The following is a 15,192-nucleotide window of genomic DNA, read 5'->3' on the forward strand; positions in this document are numbered from 1 at the left end:
AACCCCGAACCGACCAGGCTACCCGCCTACGAATCAGTGGATTGCCTTTCAGCCCCCAGCGACCGCGTTTCACAGCGTAAAGCCCATCTGGTCCTTGCCGAGTTCAGTCAGGTCTGTCTCCGCCGCACGTCCGACAAAGTCGACTTCGAAATTGTCCGCAGGAAAGTCCGGCGGGCTATCTCCGTTGAGAAAGGTCGGCAACTGGCGTTTAAGGTAGGCGTCGTTCTTTGCACACGCTGGCGCAGCCGATATGTACATGACGTTGCTGTAGCCCTTGCCACGATGGGCATCTTCGACCGCGTGAATCACGTCGCTATGCCAGAAGACGGTGTCCCCTGCCTGCATCAGTGGAATGGAGGACAACGCTTCTTGAAGCGGACCATGCCACTCCCGCTTGATCGAAAGTGCGCGGCCAGGTAATGCGCCGCACAGGTCGTCATCTGGCACGTCATCCTGGAGCGCGCGCAACAACACATACACCATGGCGTTGGCAATTGGCACAAGCTGAAGCGTGCCGTCTCCCGGACCTTGCGCAGTGAGCGCTGTCCAGCCCTGGAAAGTACGGAACATCGAACAGACAGTCGGTGACGGAATCTCTCTCGCCTCGGGGCGATACGCGGCATCGAACGCGTCGTAGCGGCGCCAGTCGCCACTAAACACGTGTCGATAAACACGCCGGAAATTGTCGTCAAGCCAACGTTCGACTGACCCACCGTCGCAATGAGCAGACAGCCCGAGCGACTCCGAGCCGGGGGGGCGACGCCGCAGCCGGTCCGCGTACACTGGAACGCGGTCCGGATCGAAATGAACGCGCCCTTCACTGTCGTGTTTCCAGAGGCGGTTCAGAAAGACGCGCGTCTGAGTGAGTTCGGGCGCCTGGCGCGCTTCGATCTGAGGCTTCGACCAGTAAATGCCGTAGATCTGAGGCTTGCTCGAAGCGAGGTTACCGAAGTACTTGTCTTCCGCACGATGCGCGAGTTTTTCGTCGAGGCCATTGGACTCGACATACTCGGCGACCTGCGCGTCCCAGCGTTCAGCGCGCTCGCGGCTGAACACACCCCGAACGACGCAGGCTCCTCGATCCTTGATCGATGCGATCTGCCCGGCGCTCACCCGGTCAGCCGCGATATCCGCATACTGGATTTCAGGAATGACGGACTCACCGCGGACACGCTGCTCCGCGATGGTAGCGACCTTGCGCTGAATTTCAGCTTCGACCTGCTGGAATACCTCCTTATAGTTCGGAAGGCCGGCGCGCAACAGCTTTTTAGCCGCCCGAATAGCGGTCGGCAAATCGTCGATGTGAAGGGATTCCATGGTGGCGTCTCCTGGTGTTCTTTGATGACTGAAGCTTAGCCTGGGCCAGGATGGGCGGGTGATACAATAAGGTCAACTTCTTTGCGATTCCAGCCATGAAGGCTCTATACGAACATGTCGAGATGAGCGCCGGATGCTCCGTGCGGGTTTATCACCGGAAGCTTCCGCGTATTCCGTTCGAATGGCACCATCACCCGGAATATGAACTCACCTTGACGATGAATAGCCGTGGCAAGCGCTACATCGGTGACTCGATCGCCGGGTACGAGGGCGACGACCTGGTGCTCGTCCCGCCGGACTTGCCCCATACCTGGTCGTCAAACCGTTCGATCGACGACAGCGCCCCGCAGGTCGCTATCGTCATCTGGTTCGAAGGCGACTGGGCGCGACGACTGGCAGATTGCTGCCCCGAGTACGAAGCACTTCATCGGCTTCTGCGACGCGCTGCCTGCGGCCTTGCGTTCAGAGCGGAAGCCGGGGCAACGGTGCGTAGCCGACTCGAGGGTCTTTTGTCAGTGTCTCCCAGAGAGAGACTCAGCGTTGCGCTGGACATCCTGTGCACATTGGCCGATGAGGAAGCACGGCCACTCGCATCCCCCAGCGCATTTGATCAGGGCAACGTGGGGCGGCCTTCCGGCCACGAGCCGGAGCGGATAAATCGGGCGTTAGCAGTTATCGAGGCACGGTTTGCCGAACGGTTGACACTGGCGGAATTAGCCGCCGCCGCGACCCTTTCAGAGCGCACACTCAATCGATATTTTGTTCAACATATCGGCGAAAGTGTCGGGAAGTATGTGAGCCGCGTGCGAATCGGTCACGCATGTCGAATGCTCGCAGACACCTCATGGCCCGTGTCGGTTATCGCCGCGCATTCGGGATTTCCCAACGTTGCCAATTTCAACCGTCAATTTCGCGCGCTGAAAAAGACGACTCCCGCGGCCTATCGGAAAGAATTCGCGGGTCGGCCACGACATCAACTGAATGCCCCGTTGACACTGGAGGCGAGGTCGCCATCCTTGGACCGCTGATGAATGGCCTTCAGCTTGTGACTAAGCGGACCGCTTGGCTCGCGATATCGTGTGCGACGAAGCTGCGGCCCCGGCTCCCCTACTTTCGATGACCGCGCGCGTGCGCTGAGAGGTTCGCGCCGCTGCCTCCCGGATCGATTCTACGAGCCGGTCCAGATTCGCAAATTCGAGTCGCTGCGTCGGTACGATCACCGCAAGCGATCCGACTGCTTCGCCCGAATCGTCCGTGAACAGCGGCGACGCCAGTGCAGAAACGCCGTTTTCCAGTTCGTCCCTCGACAGGTAAAAGCCCGCGCGTCGGATTTTGAGCAGCGACGCGCGGAACTCGTCGAGTGTCGTCCCCAAGCCGCTTTGCGCGATCTCTTCGGCATACTGCTCGAACAGGACCGCCAACTTGGCCTTCGGAAACGTGGACAGGATCGCTTTTGGAGCGGCGCCGAGAAACAGGGGCCGCGGACGGCCTCGGCCGTATCGGAGGTCAAGCGCCGCCTCGTGCGTTTCGCGATGCGTGTCAACGAGCTCGCTCCCGTACCAGCGCGACATCACCACATCGAAGCCCGAGTGTTCGCTCAACTCGCGCATGATCGGCTGGCCGATCGCAAGCAGCGGATCCGACACGCGCAGATGGTAATCAAGCTTGATGATGCGAGGGCCGAGACCATAGTCCCCGCCTGCAAAGCGGATGAGCAAGCCGGCGTCCACGAGCTCGCGCACATAGCGGTAAGCCGTTGGAATCGAGCAGTCGAGTTCGGTGGCAACGTCTTCGACGGACAGGAACGGCTTCGCCTCCGAAAACAGCTCGAGTATGGATAACAGTCTCGTGATGCTCGACATCTCTGTGCAGGGCTCCTCGTGTGTGAACGGATTATATCCGCGCTTATGCAAGCCCCATCCGCTCGGCCATTTCTGCCTGCCAGACGCTGCGCGGCCTGAACCCCGATAGCGCGCGCGCATGGTGTTCAACGGCCGCGATCAGTTCAGCATCGGGCAAGTTGAAGTCGACAGGCACCCGCATTGGCTGATCGACATACCACGGCGTGTCGATGAAGAGTTCGAGGCGGTTGCCTTCGGGATCGCGCGCATAGATCGAGATCGCATTGCCGTGAGTGACGGGGTTGATTTCCTCCAGGCCTTCCGCGACGAACCGCTGGTAAAACTGCCTCAGCGTGGCAAGGCTGTCCGCTTCGAACGAAATCTGGTTGATCGGATTGAACGTCAAGTGTTCGGGGCGGCCGCTCGCGAGCACGATCTGGTGATGCACCGCGGGATCGCGGCTCAAGAACACGAGTCGCACAGTGCCGTGCGGCGTCTGCAGCGTGCCCCGATCCGTCACGGTGAACTCCAGCACCCGGGAATAAAAGTCCTCCACCCGTGCCATGTCGCTCACATAAAAACCCATGTGACTCAGCGACAGGCCCGCTCGCGCTTGCTTCATACCGTTCATGCTTGTCTCCACGTAGTGATAAACCCCAACAAAAAAGACGTTGTGTCCTTTGTTAAATTTAGTTTATTCTCAAAATAAGATAAATGCACAACTTTTTGAAGGATCGAAGCGCTGATCGCATCGACTTTTTATCCACCGGAGCATCAATGAAACTCGCCAGCTTTTCTACCCATCAAGGCCCCTCGTTCGGCATCGTTCGCGACGCAACTGTATTCGACCTCGGCAAGCGTCTTGGCGGCCGCTATGCGGATCTGAAAGCGCTGATTGCCGCCGACGCATTCGGCGAGGCTACCCAGGCGGCCGAAGACACGAAGGGCGACTACCCGCTGTCGGAAGTCGCGCTGCTGCCGGTGATTCCGAACCCTGAACAAATCTTTTGCGTGGGACTCAACTACGCAGACCATGTCAAGGAAACCAATCGCGAAGCCACCGAGCATCCAGTCATCTTCATGCGGGTGCCGGCTTCGCAGGTTGGCCACGGCCAGCCGATGCTGCGTCCGCCTGAGTCGCACAAGTTCGACTATGAGGGTGAGATTGCCGTCGTCATCGGGCGCGGCGGACGGCGCATTGCCGAAGCCGACGCGTGGAATCACATCGCTGGCTACGCCTGTTACAACGACGGCTCCGTGCGCGACTGGCAGCTTCATACAGGCCAATGGGGCCCGGGCAAAAATTTCTATCGCACCGGCGCATTCGGGCCGTGGATGGTGACGAGCGACGAGATCGAACCCAACGCGGTGATGACGCTCGTCACCCGCCTGAACGGCCAGGAAGTACAACGCGCGACGACGCAGATGCTGATCCACGGCATCGCCAAACAGATCGCCTACCTGTCGACCTTCACCCCGCTCTCTCCAGGAGATGTGATCGTGACCGGCACGCCCGGCGGCGTCGGCGCGAAGCGCAACCCGCCGCTCTTCATGAAGCCGGGCGACGTGACGGAAGTGGAGGTAGACCGGATCGGTGTGCTGTCCAACCCGGTCGCCGACGAGTAACACCCAGCGCCGGACTCACGCTGTGCGTGCGCCCGGCGTCTTCCAGACGGACTCAGACATGTCAGATAAAACCATTTCGACGCACGCGTGTGATTACGACGTGGCAGTCATCGGCCTCGGGCCCACCGGAGCGACGCTGGCCAACCTGCTCGCAATCGAAGGCTTGCGGGTGCTGGTGCTGGAGCGAGACAAGGACATTTTCGCGCTACCCCGCGCAGTGCACTTCGATGGCGAATGCATGCGCGTGTTCCAGACCGTCGGCATCGCGGACTCACTGCTTCCCAAGCTGTTTGTCGGTCCCGGCATGAAATTCGTGAACGCCGAGGGCACGTTGCTGATCGACTGGCAGCGCCCCACTTGCATCGGGCCGCATGGCTGGTGCGCGAGTTACAAGTTTCATCAGCCCGATCTCGAGAACGCGTTACGTGAACGCCTGGCCGGCCAGCCGAATGTCGATGTGCGCCTGCGTCACGAAGTGTTCGCGCTAGACGAGACGAGCAATGGCGTCCGGCTCCGCTTCGAAGACACGAGTTGCGGCAAGCTCGGCCATGCCACGGCCCGTTACGTCGTCGGCTGCGACGGCGCGCGCTCGATTGCGCGGCGCTTCATGGGCACTGAACTCACCGATCTGAAATCGCATGAACGTTGGGTGGTCGTCGACGTATTGCTCGATGCACCGCGGCCAGACCTCGGCGATTACTCGATTCAATACTGCGACCCGGTGCGCCCGACCACCTACACGCGCGGCCCCGGCAATCGCCGCCGCTGGGAGATCATGGTGATGCCCGGCGATGATGCGGCACAACTCGGTTCTCATGAGTGGCTGTGGGGCAAGCTCGCTCGCTGGATTTCGCCGGCCGACGCACGCCTCGAACGTTCCGCCATCTACACCTTTCACTCGGTGGTGGCCAACGGCTGGCGCCGTGGGCGACTTCTGCTTGCCGGAGATGCCGCGCATCAGACGCCGCCTTTCATGGGCCAGGGAATGGCGGCCGGTATCCGCGACGCTTCGAATCTCGCATGGAAGCTGGGTGCCGTCATCCGCGCAGAGGCGCCTGATACCCTGCTCGATACCTACGAATCCGAGCGTTCGCCGCACGTGCGCGAATTTATCAAAACAGCGGTGCAGCTCGGGTCCGTGATTCAGACGACCCGTCCGGAACTTGCCAGCAGCCGTGACAGCGAAATGAGCGCAGCGATTCGCAATTTCGTCACCCCGCAACCGAAGCTCGGCCCGGGAGCCTGTCTCGATGAACCATCAGGCGTTGTTGGACAAATCGCACCCCAACCCCGTCTGGCGGACGGACGCCTGCTGGACGACGTGGTCGGCTATCGCTTTGCACTCGTCGTGCTACCGGAGTTGCTCGCTGAATGTAGCGACATTTCTAGTCGCGCCGCGCAGGCTGGCGTCGAGATCGTCGCCTGCGAAGGGGCTGCCGTCCGTGAGTGGTTAGCTTCAACCGGCGCTTCAGCTGTGCTTATACGTCCCGACCGGTATGTGTATGGCGTCGCTCAGGAGGCGGAATCCTTGTGCTGTCTGCTTGAACACGCATCACCTGGCTTGCAGACAGAGAGCGCATGACCGGGTAAGTCCGCAAAACGCGTTGAAGCGCGAGAGACATCGTCACCAACGCACGCAAATCATTGGACAAAGAAGCCAACAATCACTGGAGGAGTCATGGAGACAACCCGTAATCCGGTCGGCGGCGCCGACCACCCGCAGCCCCCCGGCCTGACATGGTCGCAGTGGAAGATGATTCTCATCGCGAGCCTTGGCGGCTCGCTGGAGTTTTACGATTTCATCGTCTACGGCTTCTTTGCGCATAACATCGCGGCCCAGTTTTTCCCGAATGCGTCGTCGCTGATCAGCATGCTCGCGACTTTCTCCGTGCTTGCGATCGGGTACGTGATCCGGCCGCTCGGCGGGATCGTGCTCAGTAGCTGGGGCGACCGTTATGGCCGGCGTCCGGTATTCCTTGGCTCGATCATTGTGGTCACGACCGCGACCATCTGTCTGGGGCTGCTGCCCAACTACCAGAGTTGGGGCATGACCGCGTCGATCCTGTTGATCATGCTTCGCATGCTGCAGGGTTTTTGCGTCGGCGGAGAAATGCCCGGCGCCATCACCTATGCGGTGGAAGCGGCACCGCATCGCGCGGGCCTTGCCGCGGGCATCATCATTTGCGCGGTCAACGTGGGCGTGTTGCTGGCTACGTTCGTCAACCTCGGCATCCAGACCTACCTGTCGAGTGCGGATGCGGCGGCGTATGGCTGGCGGATCGCGTTCCTGTTCGGCGGCGTTTGCGGGATTGTCTCCTACTGGATGCGCCGCAATCTGGACGAGTCTCCCGAGTTCAAGGAGATGCACGGAGCCGTAGTCAAACAACCGTTTCGCGAAACGCTGCGACGTCATGGCAAGGCCGTTGCGACGGGAGCGCTCACGATCGCGGTGATGGCCGGCGTCAACGGCATACTTTATGGTCACATGCCCGCCTACCTCGTCCAGCAACTGCACTACGCGCCGCGGACCGCGGCAGTTGCCCAGAACGCTTATCTGATCGTCAGCTCTTTCGGCCTGCTCGCTGCGGGCTGGCTCGGCGACAAGATCCCGCGCCGGTACCTCCTGCGCACGTCCGCGGCGCTATTGGTCCTGTTGAGCTACCCGTTCTATCAAGCGCTCGTCAGCCATACCGTCAATCCGGTCGTGCTATTTGTCCTCGCCGGCGTGGTTTTCTCACTGGCAAGCGGGACTTGGGCGTCGGTACTCGCCGATCAATTTCCTGTCCAGGTCAGATTCAGTGGAATCGCGCTTGCATACAACCTGTCAGTCGTCGTCTTCAGCGGCTTTGCGCCGTTGCTGGCGACTCTACTGATTCGCCAGACCGGTTCGCTCGCAGCGCCAGCCTACTACGTTATGGGCGCATCCGCGGTCGCGCTGCTTGCAAGCTATGCATTGCCGATGGGAAGGTTCGCGGCCGAACCCATTTCGCAGGGAAATCGACTGAGCGGCGAATTATTGCGTTGACCGCGGCGAATGATTCGCCGCGCGGAAGATGCCCGCGAACACACAACTCAACAGGCAGCCGGTGCCGTTCCTGACGGGCCTCGCGCATGCCGCATCCGCAGGGGAATCATGATGAAGAATGCGTTCGCTCAAACCGCCGTCGACGCAATGGAAAAACAACGCTGCGACGCTACGGTGTCAGGGGACATGCTGACACTGGCCTCGCTTCTCGACGACGAGTTGATGTTCGTTCACTCATCCGGCTACGTTCATGGCAAGTCGGAGTATCTGACTTTCCTCGCCGAGAAGATCGAGACACGGCAGATCAAGCGGCCGCAGCCGCTCGCGTACCGGTTTCTGCCGGACATGGTGATTACGACGGGTCGGCTTGAGCAATCGCTGGTGCGCAGGACTGATGGATCTGAGGTCGAGATTCGCGCGCTGGTCACGCAGATCTGGATCCAACGCGAAGCTGTATGGAAGCTGTGGCACGTCCATTCGGGGCGCTTGCCGGACTGACGCGAATCGCTATCAGCCCGGCCTCGCAGGACTGCTGCAGGAACTCGGTCACCATTTGCCAGCCGACCTTCAGTCCACGTTCGTAAAACAACGCTCCCACATGCGAGCGGCCGCCTTCATGATTGGCCAGACGGCGTACCGCGAGCAACTGCGGCTTGAGCACCGCGCTCAGGTAGTGCTTGCCGAAGCTGATCAGCGTGTCGCGGATCGGCACCGACGTCTTCAGCAGGCCAATCGTCGCCTTTGCTTCTTGCGCGGCGGCGAGCATGACCTCGGCGAACATCTCTTCCCGCCACGCGATACCCTGATTTGATTACCGCTGTGGCGCGTTTCCGAGAGGCGTCTGAAAAGAGCCATGCTGAGGCCACTGATGACATGACAATCTTCGCCGTGGGGCTCACATCCTCGTTCAGTGCAGACAGTTTCCGGCAAAGATTCGGATGGTAGCCCCTGGACGGCTTACTGCCGCCGCGGCAGCGCTCGTCATCGTGTGGCTCAGCATGAAGACCGCCAAATCAGCCCCGCGAGGCGGCTAGGTCGGGAAGTGGACGGGCTTGCTCATGCCCGCATCGGACAACGCACACAACGCTACGGCCGACCAGTCGTGCGCGGCGCCCAACCCTTGCGAACGCAAGGTCAGGAAGCGGTCACGCACGAGGCTCGCCAGCGGCAACGGCACACCCAGCGCCTCGGCGGCCGCCAGCATCAGACGGTTGTCCTTCTGCCCGAGCGGCAACGAAAAACCCGGCGGCTGGAACTGCTGGGACGCGATCAACGGGCCGTAGATCTTGTACGGCGGCGCGTTGAAGTTCGCGCTCGTCAGCAATTCGACGAGGCGCATCGGGTCGATGCCCGCCTTGCCGGCCACCGCACAGGCCTCGCCCAAAGTCTCGATGATCGCGGACAGCATGAAATTGCCGATCAGCTTCACGAGGTTCGCCTGCGAAGGATCCGTGCCGACGATGCCGACCGACTGTCCGAGTTGCTCGAGAAGCGGGACCGCGACGGTGAGATGCGCGTCCTCGCCCGCGGCCATGATGAAGAGCTTGCGCGCCGCCGCGGCGTCGGGCCGGCCGAATACCGGTGCGGACACGAAAGGGAGTTCCGCTTCGCGGTAGCGCGCCGCGTGATCCTGCGCGGCCGCCACGCTAATCGTGCTCATCGAGATATGCAGCGCGCCCGGTCGCAGCGCGTTAACAATACCGGCCTCGCCGAACGTGACGGCGGCATGCGCGGCATCGTCGGCGACCATCGTGAAAACGACGTCAGCCGACTCTGCGGCGTGCGCCGGGCTTGCGGCGACCCGTGCGCCAGCGGCGCGCAAAGGCTCCGCCCTCGCGGCCGTGCGGTTGAAAACATGCACCTCATGCCCCGACTCGATCAGGTTCATCGCAATTGCGGCGCCCATCGAGCCAAGACCTACGAATCCAATCTTCATGGTGATAATCTAGGAGAACAGTCAAGCGGACACGGGATCGCTCAGACTGCAAGTTGATAGACCTGGCGGCTGACTTCGAGCGTCACGTTGCCGTGCTCGCCCAACGCCGTCATCCCGTGCTCTTCGAGCTTGTTGATCAGCGTGCCGATGGAGTTGCCGCCAATCTGATAGTCGCGCAACCGGGTCCCGAGCGACATGCGCTCGAAGAACACGCGGGTTGCCGTGATCGCCGCGCTGATGCGCTCGTCCTCGCTACCCTCGGTAATGTTCCAGACGCGCTCCGCGTATTGCAGCAGCTTGGCGTGCTTCTGTTGCCGTCGCACGCTCAGCATGGCCGGCAGCACGATCGCGAGCGTCTGCGCATGATCGAGCCCGTGCAGCGCGGTGATTTCGTGGCCGAGCATGTGAGTCGCCCAGTCCTGCGGCACGCCTGCGCCGATCAGGCCGTTGAGCGCGAGCGTCGCGGTCCACATGAGGTTGGCGCGCACGGCATAGTTGTGCGGCTCGGCAAGCGCCTGCGGGCCCACTTCGGTCAACGTGATCAACAGCCCTTCAGCAAAGCGGTCCTGCACTTTCGCATCGACCGGATAGGTCAGGTACTGCTCGACGACATGAACGAATGCGTCGACGACGCCGTTGGCGATCTGCCGCGGCGGCAGCGAGTAGGTCGTGACCGGATCGAGCACGGAAAATCGCGGATAGGTTGCATCGCTGCGAAACGGCAGCTTGTCGCCTTTCGCGCGATGGCTGATCACGCCGCCGTTGTTCATTTCGGAACCCGTGGCCGGCAACGTCAACACACTGCCGAACGGCATCGCGTCGCGCACTTCGACCTGTTTCGCGAGGATGTCCCACGGCTCGCCGTCGAACTTCAGTGCGGCCGCGATGAACTTCGTGCCGTCGATCACCGAGCCGCCGCCGACTGCGAGCAGAAAGTCGAGGTCGCGCTCACGTGCGAACTCGACCGCCTGCATCAAGGTTTCGTAGGTGGGATTGGGCTCGATGCCGCTGAACACGAAATAGGGGCGCTCGCCGAGCGCTGCCTGTACTTGCGCGAGCACGCCATTGCTCTTGATGCTGCCGCCGCCGCACGTGATCATCACGCGCGCGTTGGTCGGGACCTCGGTGTCGAGTGCGGCGATCTGGCCTTCGCCGAACAGAATGCGAGTTGGATTGTGGAAGATGAAGTTTTGCATGGGGACCTTGCTTTCCTGCATTGATATGACCGGTCGTCTCAACTGCGGACAAACCGCGCACCGCAGAGCGATTGCGCGCCGCCCGGCGTGCCGACCTCGCTTACTGTTATTGCCGGGACTTGAAAAACAGATCGAACATCGAATGCACACAGGCCTTCAAAGGTTCGACCGAGTCCTCCAGCTTCATCCGCAACAGGCTGCCTTCCCACATGTTCCAGAAAAGGTCTGCCATTGCTTCAGCCGGAAGATCGCGGCGCACCGAACCGAACTCCTGTCCTCGGCGCAGGTACTCCGCACAACGCATGCGCCATTCGTCGACCGTCAGGCGCGCCGCACGACGGCACAGATCGCTCGACTGCGCGATCTCGCCGGCAAAATTGCCTAACAGGCATCCGCAACGATCTTCACAAGCCTCGTAGTCGGCCACCATGCGCTCGTAGATGCCGCGTAGCGCGAGCAGCGGATCAGGCGCATCCGCTTCGATCGAATACTGCTTCCACTCTGCCGCCTGCTCGTCCGCGTAGTGACGCAGGATCGCCGCGCCAAACGCTTCCTTGCTGTCGAAGTAGTTGTAGAACGAACCCTTCGGCACGCCCGCGCGCGCAACGATGTCCTTCACGCCGGTGCCGTGATAACCGGTTTCGGCAAACAGCGCGACGCCGGCCTCCAGCAGCTTCTGGTGAAAGTCCGCGGTTCTGCGCACAGGTGCTCCCATCGCCGCGTCTCAGGCTCGCCGCGTGGCGAGCTCGGCGCCCTGACGCAAGGCTTCGAGGAGACTGCGCTCATCGGCAATGCCCTTGCCGGCGATGTCGAACGCCGTGCCGTGATCGACCGAGGTGCGGATCACATCCAGACCGACCGTCACATTGACGCCCGCCTCCAGCCCAAGAACTTTGACCGGACCGTGACCCTGATCGTGATACATCGCGACCACCAGGTCGAAATCGCCGCGTCCGGCGCGAAAGAAAAGCGTGTCGGCAGGCAACGGACCTTCAATGTCCCAGCCTCGCTCGCGAAGACGCTGCACCGCGGGAACGATCTTTTCTTCTTCCTCGCCGTAACCGAACAGGCCGTTCTCGCCCGCATGCGGATTGATGCCGCACACGGCGATGCGCGGATTGGCGATGCCGGCCTTCACGAGCGTCGCATGACCGCGTTCGATCGTGCGCTGCACGAGGCCCGGCTCGATCTTGCGAATCGCATCGATGATGCCAATGTGCGTGGTCACGTGAATCACGCGCAATTTAGGCGCGACGAGCATCATCGAGACTTCGTCGATGCCGGTGAGATATGCGAGCATCTCGGTGTGGCCGGGATACTTGTGACCGCCTGCGTGAAGCGCCTCCTTGTTCAAGGGCGCCGTGCAGATCGCGTCGATCTCGCCGGCTTTTGCCAACTCGACCGCGCGCGCAATGTAGCGGTAGGCGGCGTCGCCCGCGAGTGCCGACAGCTTGCCAAATGGCAGGTCGACGGGAATCAGCGCGAGGTCGATACACTCGATGGTCCCCCGCTCATAGCGGGCCTCCGACACGTTCTCGATACGACGCACCGTGGCGCTACCGCCGAGAATCTCATTCGCGCGTTCGAGGCGTGCCGCATCGCCGATGACAAGCGGGCGGCACTGCTGATAGACCGACTCGTGCGTCAGGCTCTTGACCACGATCTCGGGACCCACGCCGGCTGCGTCGCCCATCGTGATGCCGATGACAGGAAGATAGTTGCTCATAGTGTTTTGGCTGAATTCCGTGGGCTCGTGTTGCAAGCCGTTGAGGGTGTGGAGGGGCCGGCCGGGCTGCTGACTTCCGGCCCGCCGCGCGCGGAGTCGGTCGCGCTCCTCAGATGAAGGTAAGCGCCGTACAGCGCATGCGCGCTGCCGAATGCGCCGGCCTTGGTGACAATCCTGAGGTGCTCGCGGCCATGCGGACGCGCTACCGCTACGCCCGGCTCGATCTCCGACAGCAATTGCAAACTGGCGATACCGACCGCGCTCAGCATCGCGCGCGCCGTTTCGCCGCCGGTGGCGATCAGTCCGCTGAGATGCGCAAAGGATGGCGCAACGAGCGCCGCCAGCGCCTTCGACAGATGCGCACCTTCGGCCGGATCGAACGCTTCGTCGCGCCCGATTCGCAGCAGCAGATCGGTGCGTTCGCCAAGGTGAGCGGCCACGCGGGCCTGCCAGCCCGGCCATTGCGGATGCCGCTCGGCGTCTCGCAGCAAGGCGGGCGGCACCATGAACTCGGCGATGCCCGCCCGCTCGCGCAGCATCGCGCATTGCTGCTCCGAGACCGCCGAGAGGCTGCCGACCAGAATCAGCACCGCGCCGTCCTGCCGGTACATCTGCGGCGGCGCCGCGTTTTGGTCCGGCGCGGGCGCGGACTGGCCGCTCACCAAAGCCAACTCGCGAGCCAGTCCGCCGGAGCCGACCCAGAAGAACGCGCCGTCCAGCGACGCCGTGGCCTCGGCGAGCGCCCTGAGGTCCGCATCGGTTTGCGCATCGACGACCAGCGCCTGCATGCCGCCGCGCATCACCGCGCCAAGCGTCTCGCGCAATGCCTGCCGATCGCCGCGCAGCGCTACGACCGTCAGCAGCGCCGTGGTGAGGCCCGCGGACTCCAGCATCGTCGCGAGATCGGCAGAACGTTCAGCGTGTTCGAGCTGCCAGGTTTCGGTCTCTTCGAGCGGAATGCCGTGCACGAAGACCCGGCCGTCACACACAGTACGCCCGGTTGCCGGGTAAGCCGGCGCGACAATGGCGAGCCCCGCGAGCGGCTGCAAGCCGGCGACTTCGGCGGCCCAGTTGCCGCGCAAGGTGGAATCGATTTTTTTGTACAACCGGCAGGCCGGCGCGCCGCATACCTGCCACGCCGCGCCCGTGCAACGTGCCGCGTCAGCGGGCGACATACGGCGCGTGTCAGTATCCACCGCGATCACTTCGGCGTGCGGCATCGCCTGCGCCGCCGTGAGGCTCACCGCCGTGCGCAGACCAGCAGCGGCGAAGGCAATCGCGCAATCGGCGGCGCCGGACAGGTCGTCGGCGACGATCACAAGTTTGGTCATGCTCAACGTGTCGCTCCGACGGTCGAGTCTCTCGCTTCCGTGCGCGTGGCGACACGCTTTGCGACAGCCGCGGTGAGCATGGGCGAGACGATGGCCGTCACGACCACGCACGCGGCGACCAGCAGCGTCGCACTTTTGGCGGCTTCAGCGTAGACCGGATTGGCCGCGGCGATCAGCGCGGGCACCGCCGCGCCGTTGCCCGCCGTGTTGGCGGCCGCCACCCCAGCGACACCCGTGCCGCCCGTCAGCCGATCGGTCAGGTAAAGGGGAATGCCCGTGACGATCACCACGGCAATGCCGAGGCCGATGCCCAGCAGGCCCGCTTGCCATACCTTGTGCAGGTCGAGGCTCGCACCGAGCGCCAACGCGAAGAACGGAATCATGACCGGCACGGCGCGGCCAAGAAAGGCGCGCATTTCCCGGTCGAGATTGCCCAGCAGCATGCCGGCCGCCAGCGGCAGGACGCTGCCGACCAGCGTCTGCCAGGGAAACGCCGAAAGCCCGGCCACGCCGAGCGTGACCATGGTGAGGAACGGGCCGGATTCGAGCGACATGATCGTGTACGCGCCGACGTCTTCAGATTTGCCATATTGCCCCATCAACGCCATGTAGAGGCCGCCGTTGGTGTCGTTCATCGCGGCGACCACCGCGAGCGTCGACATGCCGGCGAACAGTCCGGAGGAGACGGGCATCTCGCCAAGAAAATGGCCTAGCACGAAACCGACGACAATCGCCGTCCCCACCTTCGCGGCAAACAGCGCGCCGCCCTTCTTCAGCAGATAGGGCGTCGCCTTGATATCGATGGACGAGCCCATGCACACGTAGAACACAGCAAGGATAGGCAACGCACCCGTAAACAGCGCATTCGTGAAGGAGCCGAAGAATTCCGGCATGCCCGGCAGAAAGGTGGCGATGACTGCGCCGAGCAGGAGCGGGACGATCATCATTCCGCCGGGTACGCGTTCGATTGCGCGCTTGATGGGTAGTTGGGCCATAGTTGTCTCACGGTTGTTTGTGATCGACATGATCACTTTAATGATCGGTTCAATCATTTATGAGTCTACGCCCGCCCCTCGCTTCACGCAAATTTTTCTGGAATATCCTCTTTTTGCAGATGGAATCTTGAAAATGATGGTGGAGATGGCTTTCGCCTGAATTGATCGATTCAATCAATTTAGTCAATTTGACGCAACA

15 protein-coding genes are annotated in these 15,192 nt (G+C 62.2%); 5 read left to right on the forward strand and 10 right to left on the reverse strand.

Annotated elements, in window-relative coordinates; translation table 11 throughout:
• Positions 1-69: 69 nt before the first annotated feature.
• Positions 70-1,317 carry a DUF1479 domain-containing protein gene (locus tag HDG37_RS19340; protein ID WP_184050396.1) on the reverse strand — a complete coding sequence of 416 codons (1,248 nt, stop codon included), beginning with the start codon at positions 1,315-1,317 and terminating at the stop codon, positions 70-72.
• Between the two features lie 95 nt (positions 1,318-1,412).
• On the opposite strand from HDG37_RS19340, the gene HDG37_RS19345 reads away from it, so the two are divergent.
• Positions 1,413-2,345, forward strand: a complete 933-nt coding sequence (locus tag HDG37_RS19345; protein ID WP_184050398.1) for a helix-turn-helix domain-containing protein — start codon at positions 1,413-1,415, stop codon at positions 2,343-2,345.
• Positions 2,346-2,366: 21 nt separating this feature from the next.
• On the opposite strand, the gene HDG37_RS19350 is transcribed toward HDG37_RS19345, so the two are convergent.
• Together HDG37_RS19350 and HDG37_RS19355 are read right to left on the reverse strand one after the other, a co-directional pair.
• Positions 2,367-3,179: an IclR family transcriptional regulator gene (locus tag HDG37_RS19350; RefSeq protein WP_184050400.1), complete on the reverse strand. Its 813-nt coding sequence runs from the start codon at positions 3,177-3,179 to the stop codon at positions 2,367-2,369.
• Between the two features lie 43 nt (positions 3,180-3,222).
• A complete protein-coding gene (locus HDG37_RS19355; RefSeq protein WP_184050402.1) occupies positions 3,223-3,789 on the reverse strand; it encodes a VOC family protein in 567 nt (188 codons plus the stop codon).
• Between the two features lie 146 nt (positions 3,790-3,935).
• Between HDG37_RS19355 and HDG37_RS19360 the strand changes: the two genes are divergently transcribed.
• The 4 genes from HDG37_RS19360 (at position 3,936) to HDG37_RS19375 (ending at position 8,307) form a co-directional block, all read left to right on the forward strand.
• Positions 3,936-4,784 carry a fumarylacetoacetate hydrolase family protein gene (locus HDG37_RS19360; protein WP_184050404.1) on the forward strand — a complete coding sequence of 283 codons (849 nt, stop codon included), beginning with the start codon at positions 3,936-3,938 and terminating at the stop codon, positions 4,782-4,784.
• 58 nt (positions 4,785-4,842) lie between these two features.
• On the forward strand, positions 4,843-6,366 hold the full coding sequence (locus tag HDG37_RS19365; protein WP_184050505.1) for a bifunctional 3-(3-hydroxy-phenyl)propionate/3-hydroxycinnamic acid hydroxylase: 1,524 nt from the start codon (positions 4,843-4,845) through the stop codon (positions 6,364-6,366).
• A gap of 96 nt (positions 6,367-6,462) precedes the next feature.
• Positions 6,463-7,809: an MFS transporter gene (locus HDG37_RS19370; protein ID WP_184050406.1), complete on the forward strand. Its 1,347-nt coding sequence runs from the start codon at positions 6,463-6,465 to the stop codon at positions 7,807-7,809.
• Positions 7,810-7,818: 9 nt separating this feature from the next.
• Entirely contained in the window at positions 7,819-8,307 is a 489-nt protein-coding gene (locus tag HDG37_RS19375; RefSeq protein ID WP_260334933.1) for a nuclear transport factor 2 family protein, read from the forward strand.
• Here HDG37_RS19375 and HDG37_RS19380 read toward each other — a convergent pair.
• From HDG37_RS19380 to HDG37_RS19410, 7 genes are all read right to left on the reverse strand, one after another.
• Positions 8,234-8,575, reverse strand: coding sequence for a TetR/AcrR family transcriptional regulator C-terminal domain-containing protein (locus HDG37_RS19380; RefSeq protein ID WP_260334934.1), 342 nt, complete (start codon positions 8,573-8,575; stop codon positions 8,234-8,236). The two genes, HDG37_RS19375 and HDG37_RS19380, sit on opposite strands and share 74 nt — an antisense overlap.
• A gap of 264 nt (positions 8,576-8,839) precedes the next feature.
• Positions 8,840-9,745 carry an NAD(P)-dependent oxidoreductase gene (locus HDG37_RS19385; protein ID WP_184050410.1) on the reverse strand — a complete coding sequence of 302 codons (906 nt, stop codon included), beginning with the start codon at positions 9,743-9,745 and terminating at the stop codon, positions 8,840-8,842.
• Positions 9,746-9,786: 41 nt separating this feature from the next.
• Positions 9,787-10,941 (reverse strand): alcohol dehydrogenase, encoded by a 1,155-nt coding sequence (yqhD, locus tag HDG37_RS19390; protein WP_184050412.1) that lies wholly within the window; start codon positions 10,939-10,941, stop codon positions 9,787-9,789.
• A gap of 106 nt (positions 10,942-11,047) precedes the next feature.
• Complete coding sequence (locus tag HDG37_RS19395; RefSeq protein WP_184050414.1) at positions 11,048-11,644, reverse strand: TetR/AcrR family transcriptional regulator; 597 nt, start codon at positions 11,642-11,644, stop codon at positions 11,048-11,050.
• A gap of 21 nt (positions 11,645-11,665) precedes the next feature.
• Positions 11,666-12,667: a 4-hydroxythreonine-4-phosphate dehydrogenase PdxA gene (gene pdxA / locus HDG37_RS19400; protein ID WP_184050416.1), complete on the reverse strand. Its 1,002-nt coding sequence runs from the start codon at positions 12,665-12,667 to the stop codon at positions 11,666-11,668.
• The gene (locus HDG37_RS19405; protein WP_260334935.1) at positions 12,664-13,998 is read right to left on the reverse strand and encodes a four-carbon acid sugar kinase family protein; all 1,335 of its coding nucleotides are present in this window, start codon (positions 13,996-13,998) and stop codon (positions 12,664-12,666) included. Before HDG37_RS19405 ends, pdxA begins: the two co-directional genes overlap by 4 nt.
• A 2-nt stretch (positions 13,999-14,000) precedes the next feature.
• A complete protein-coding gene (locus HDG37_RS19410; protein WP_184050420.1) occupies positions 14,001-14,993 on the reverse strand; it encodes a 2-keto-3-deoxygluconate permease in 993 nt (330 codons plus the stop codon).
• Positions 14,994-15,192 lie beyond the last annotated feature (199 nt).

This window comes from Paraburkholderia sp. MM5384-R2 (assembly GCF_014201025.1).
GTDB lineage: Bacteria > Pseudomonadota > Gammaproteobacteria > Burkholderiales > Burkholderiaceae > Paraburkholderia > Paraburkholderia tuberum.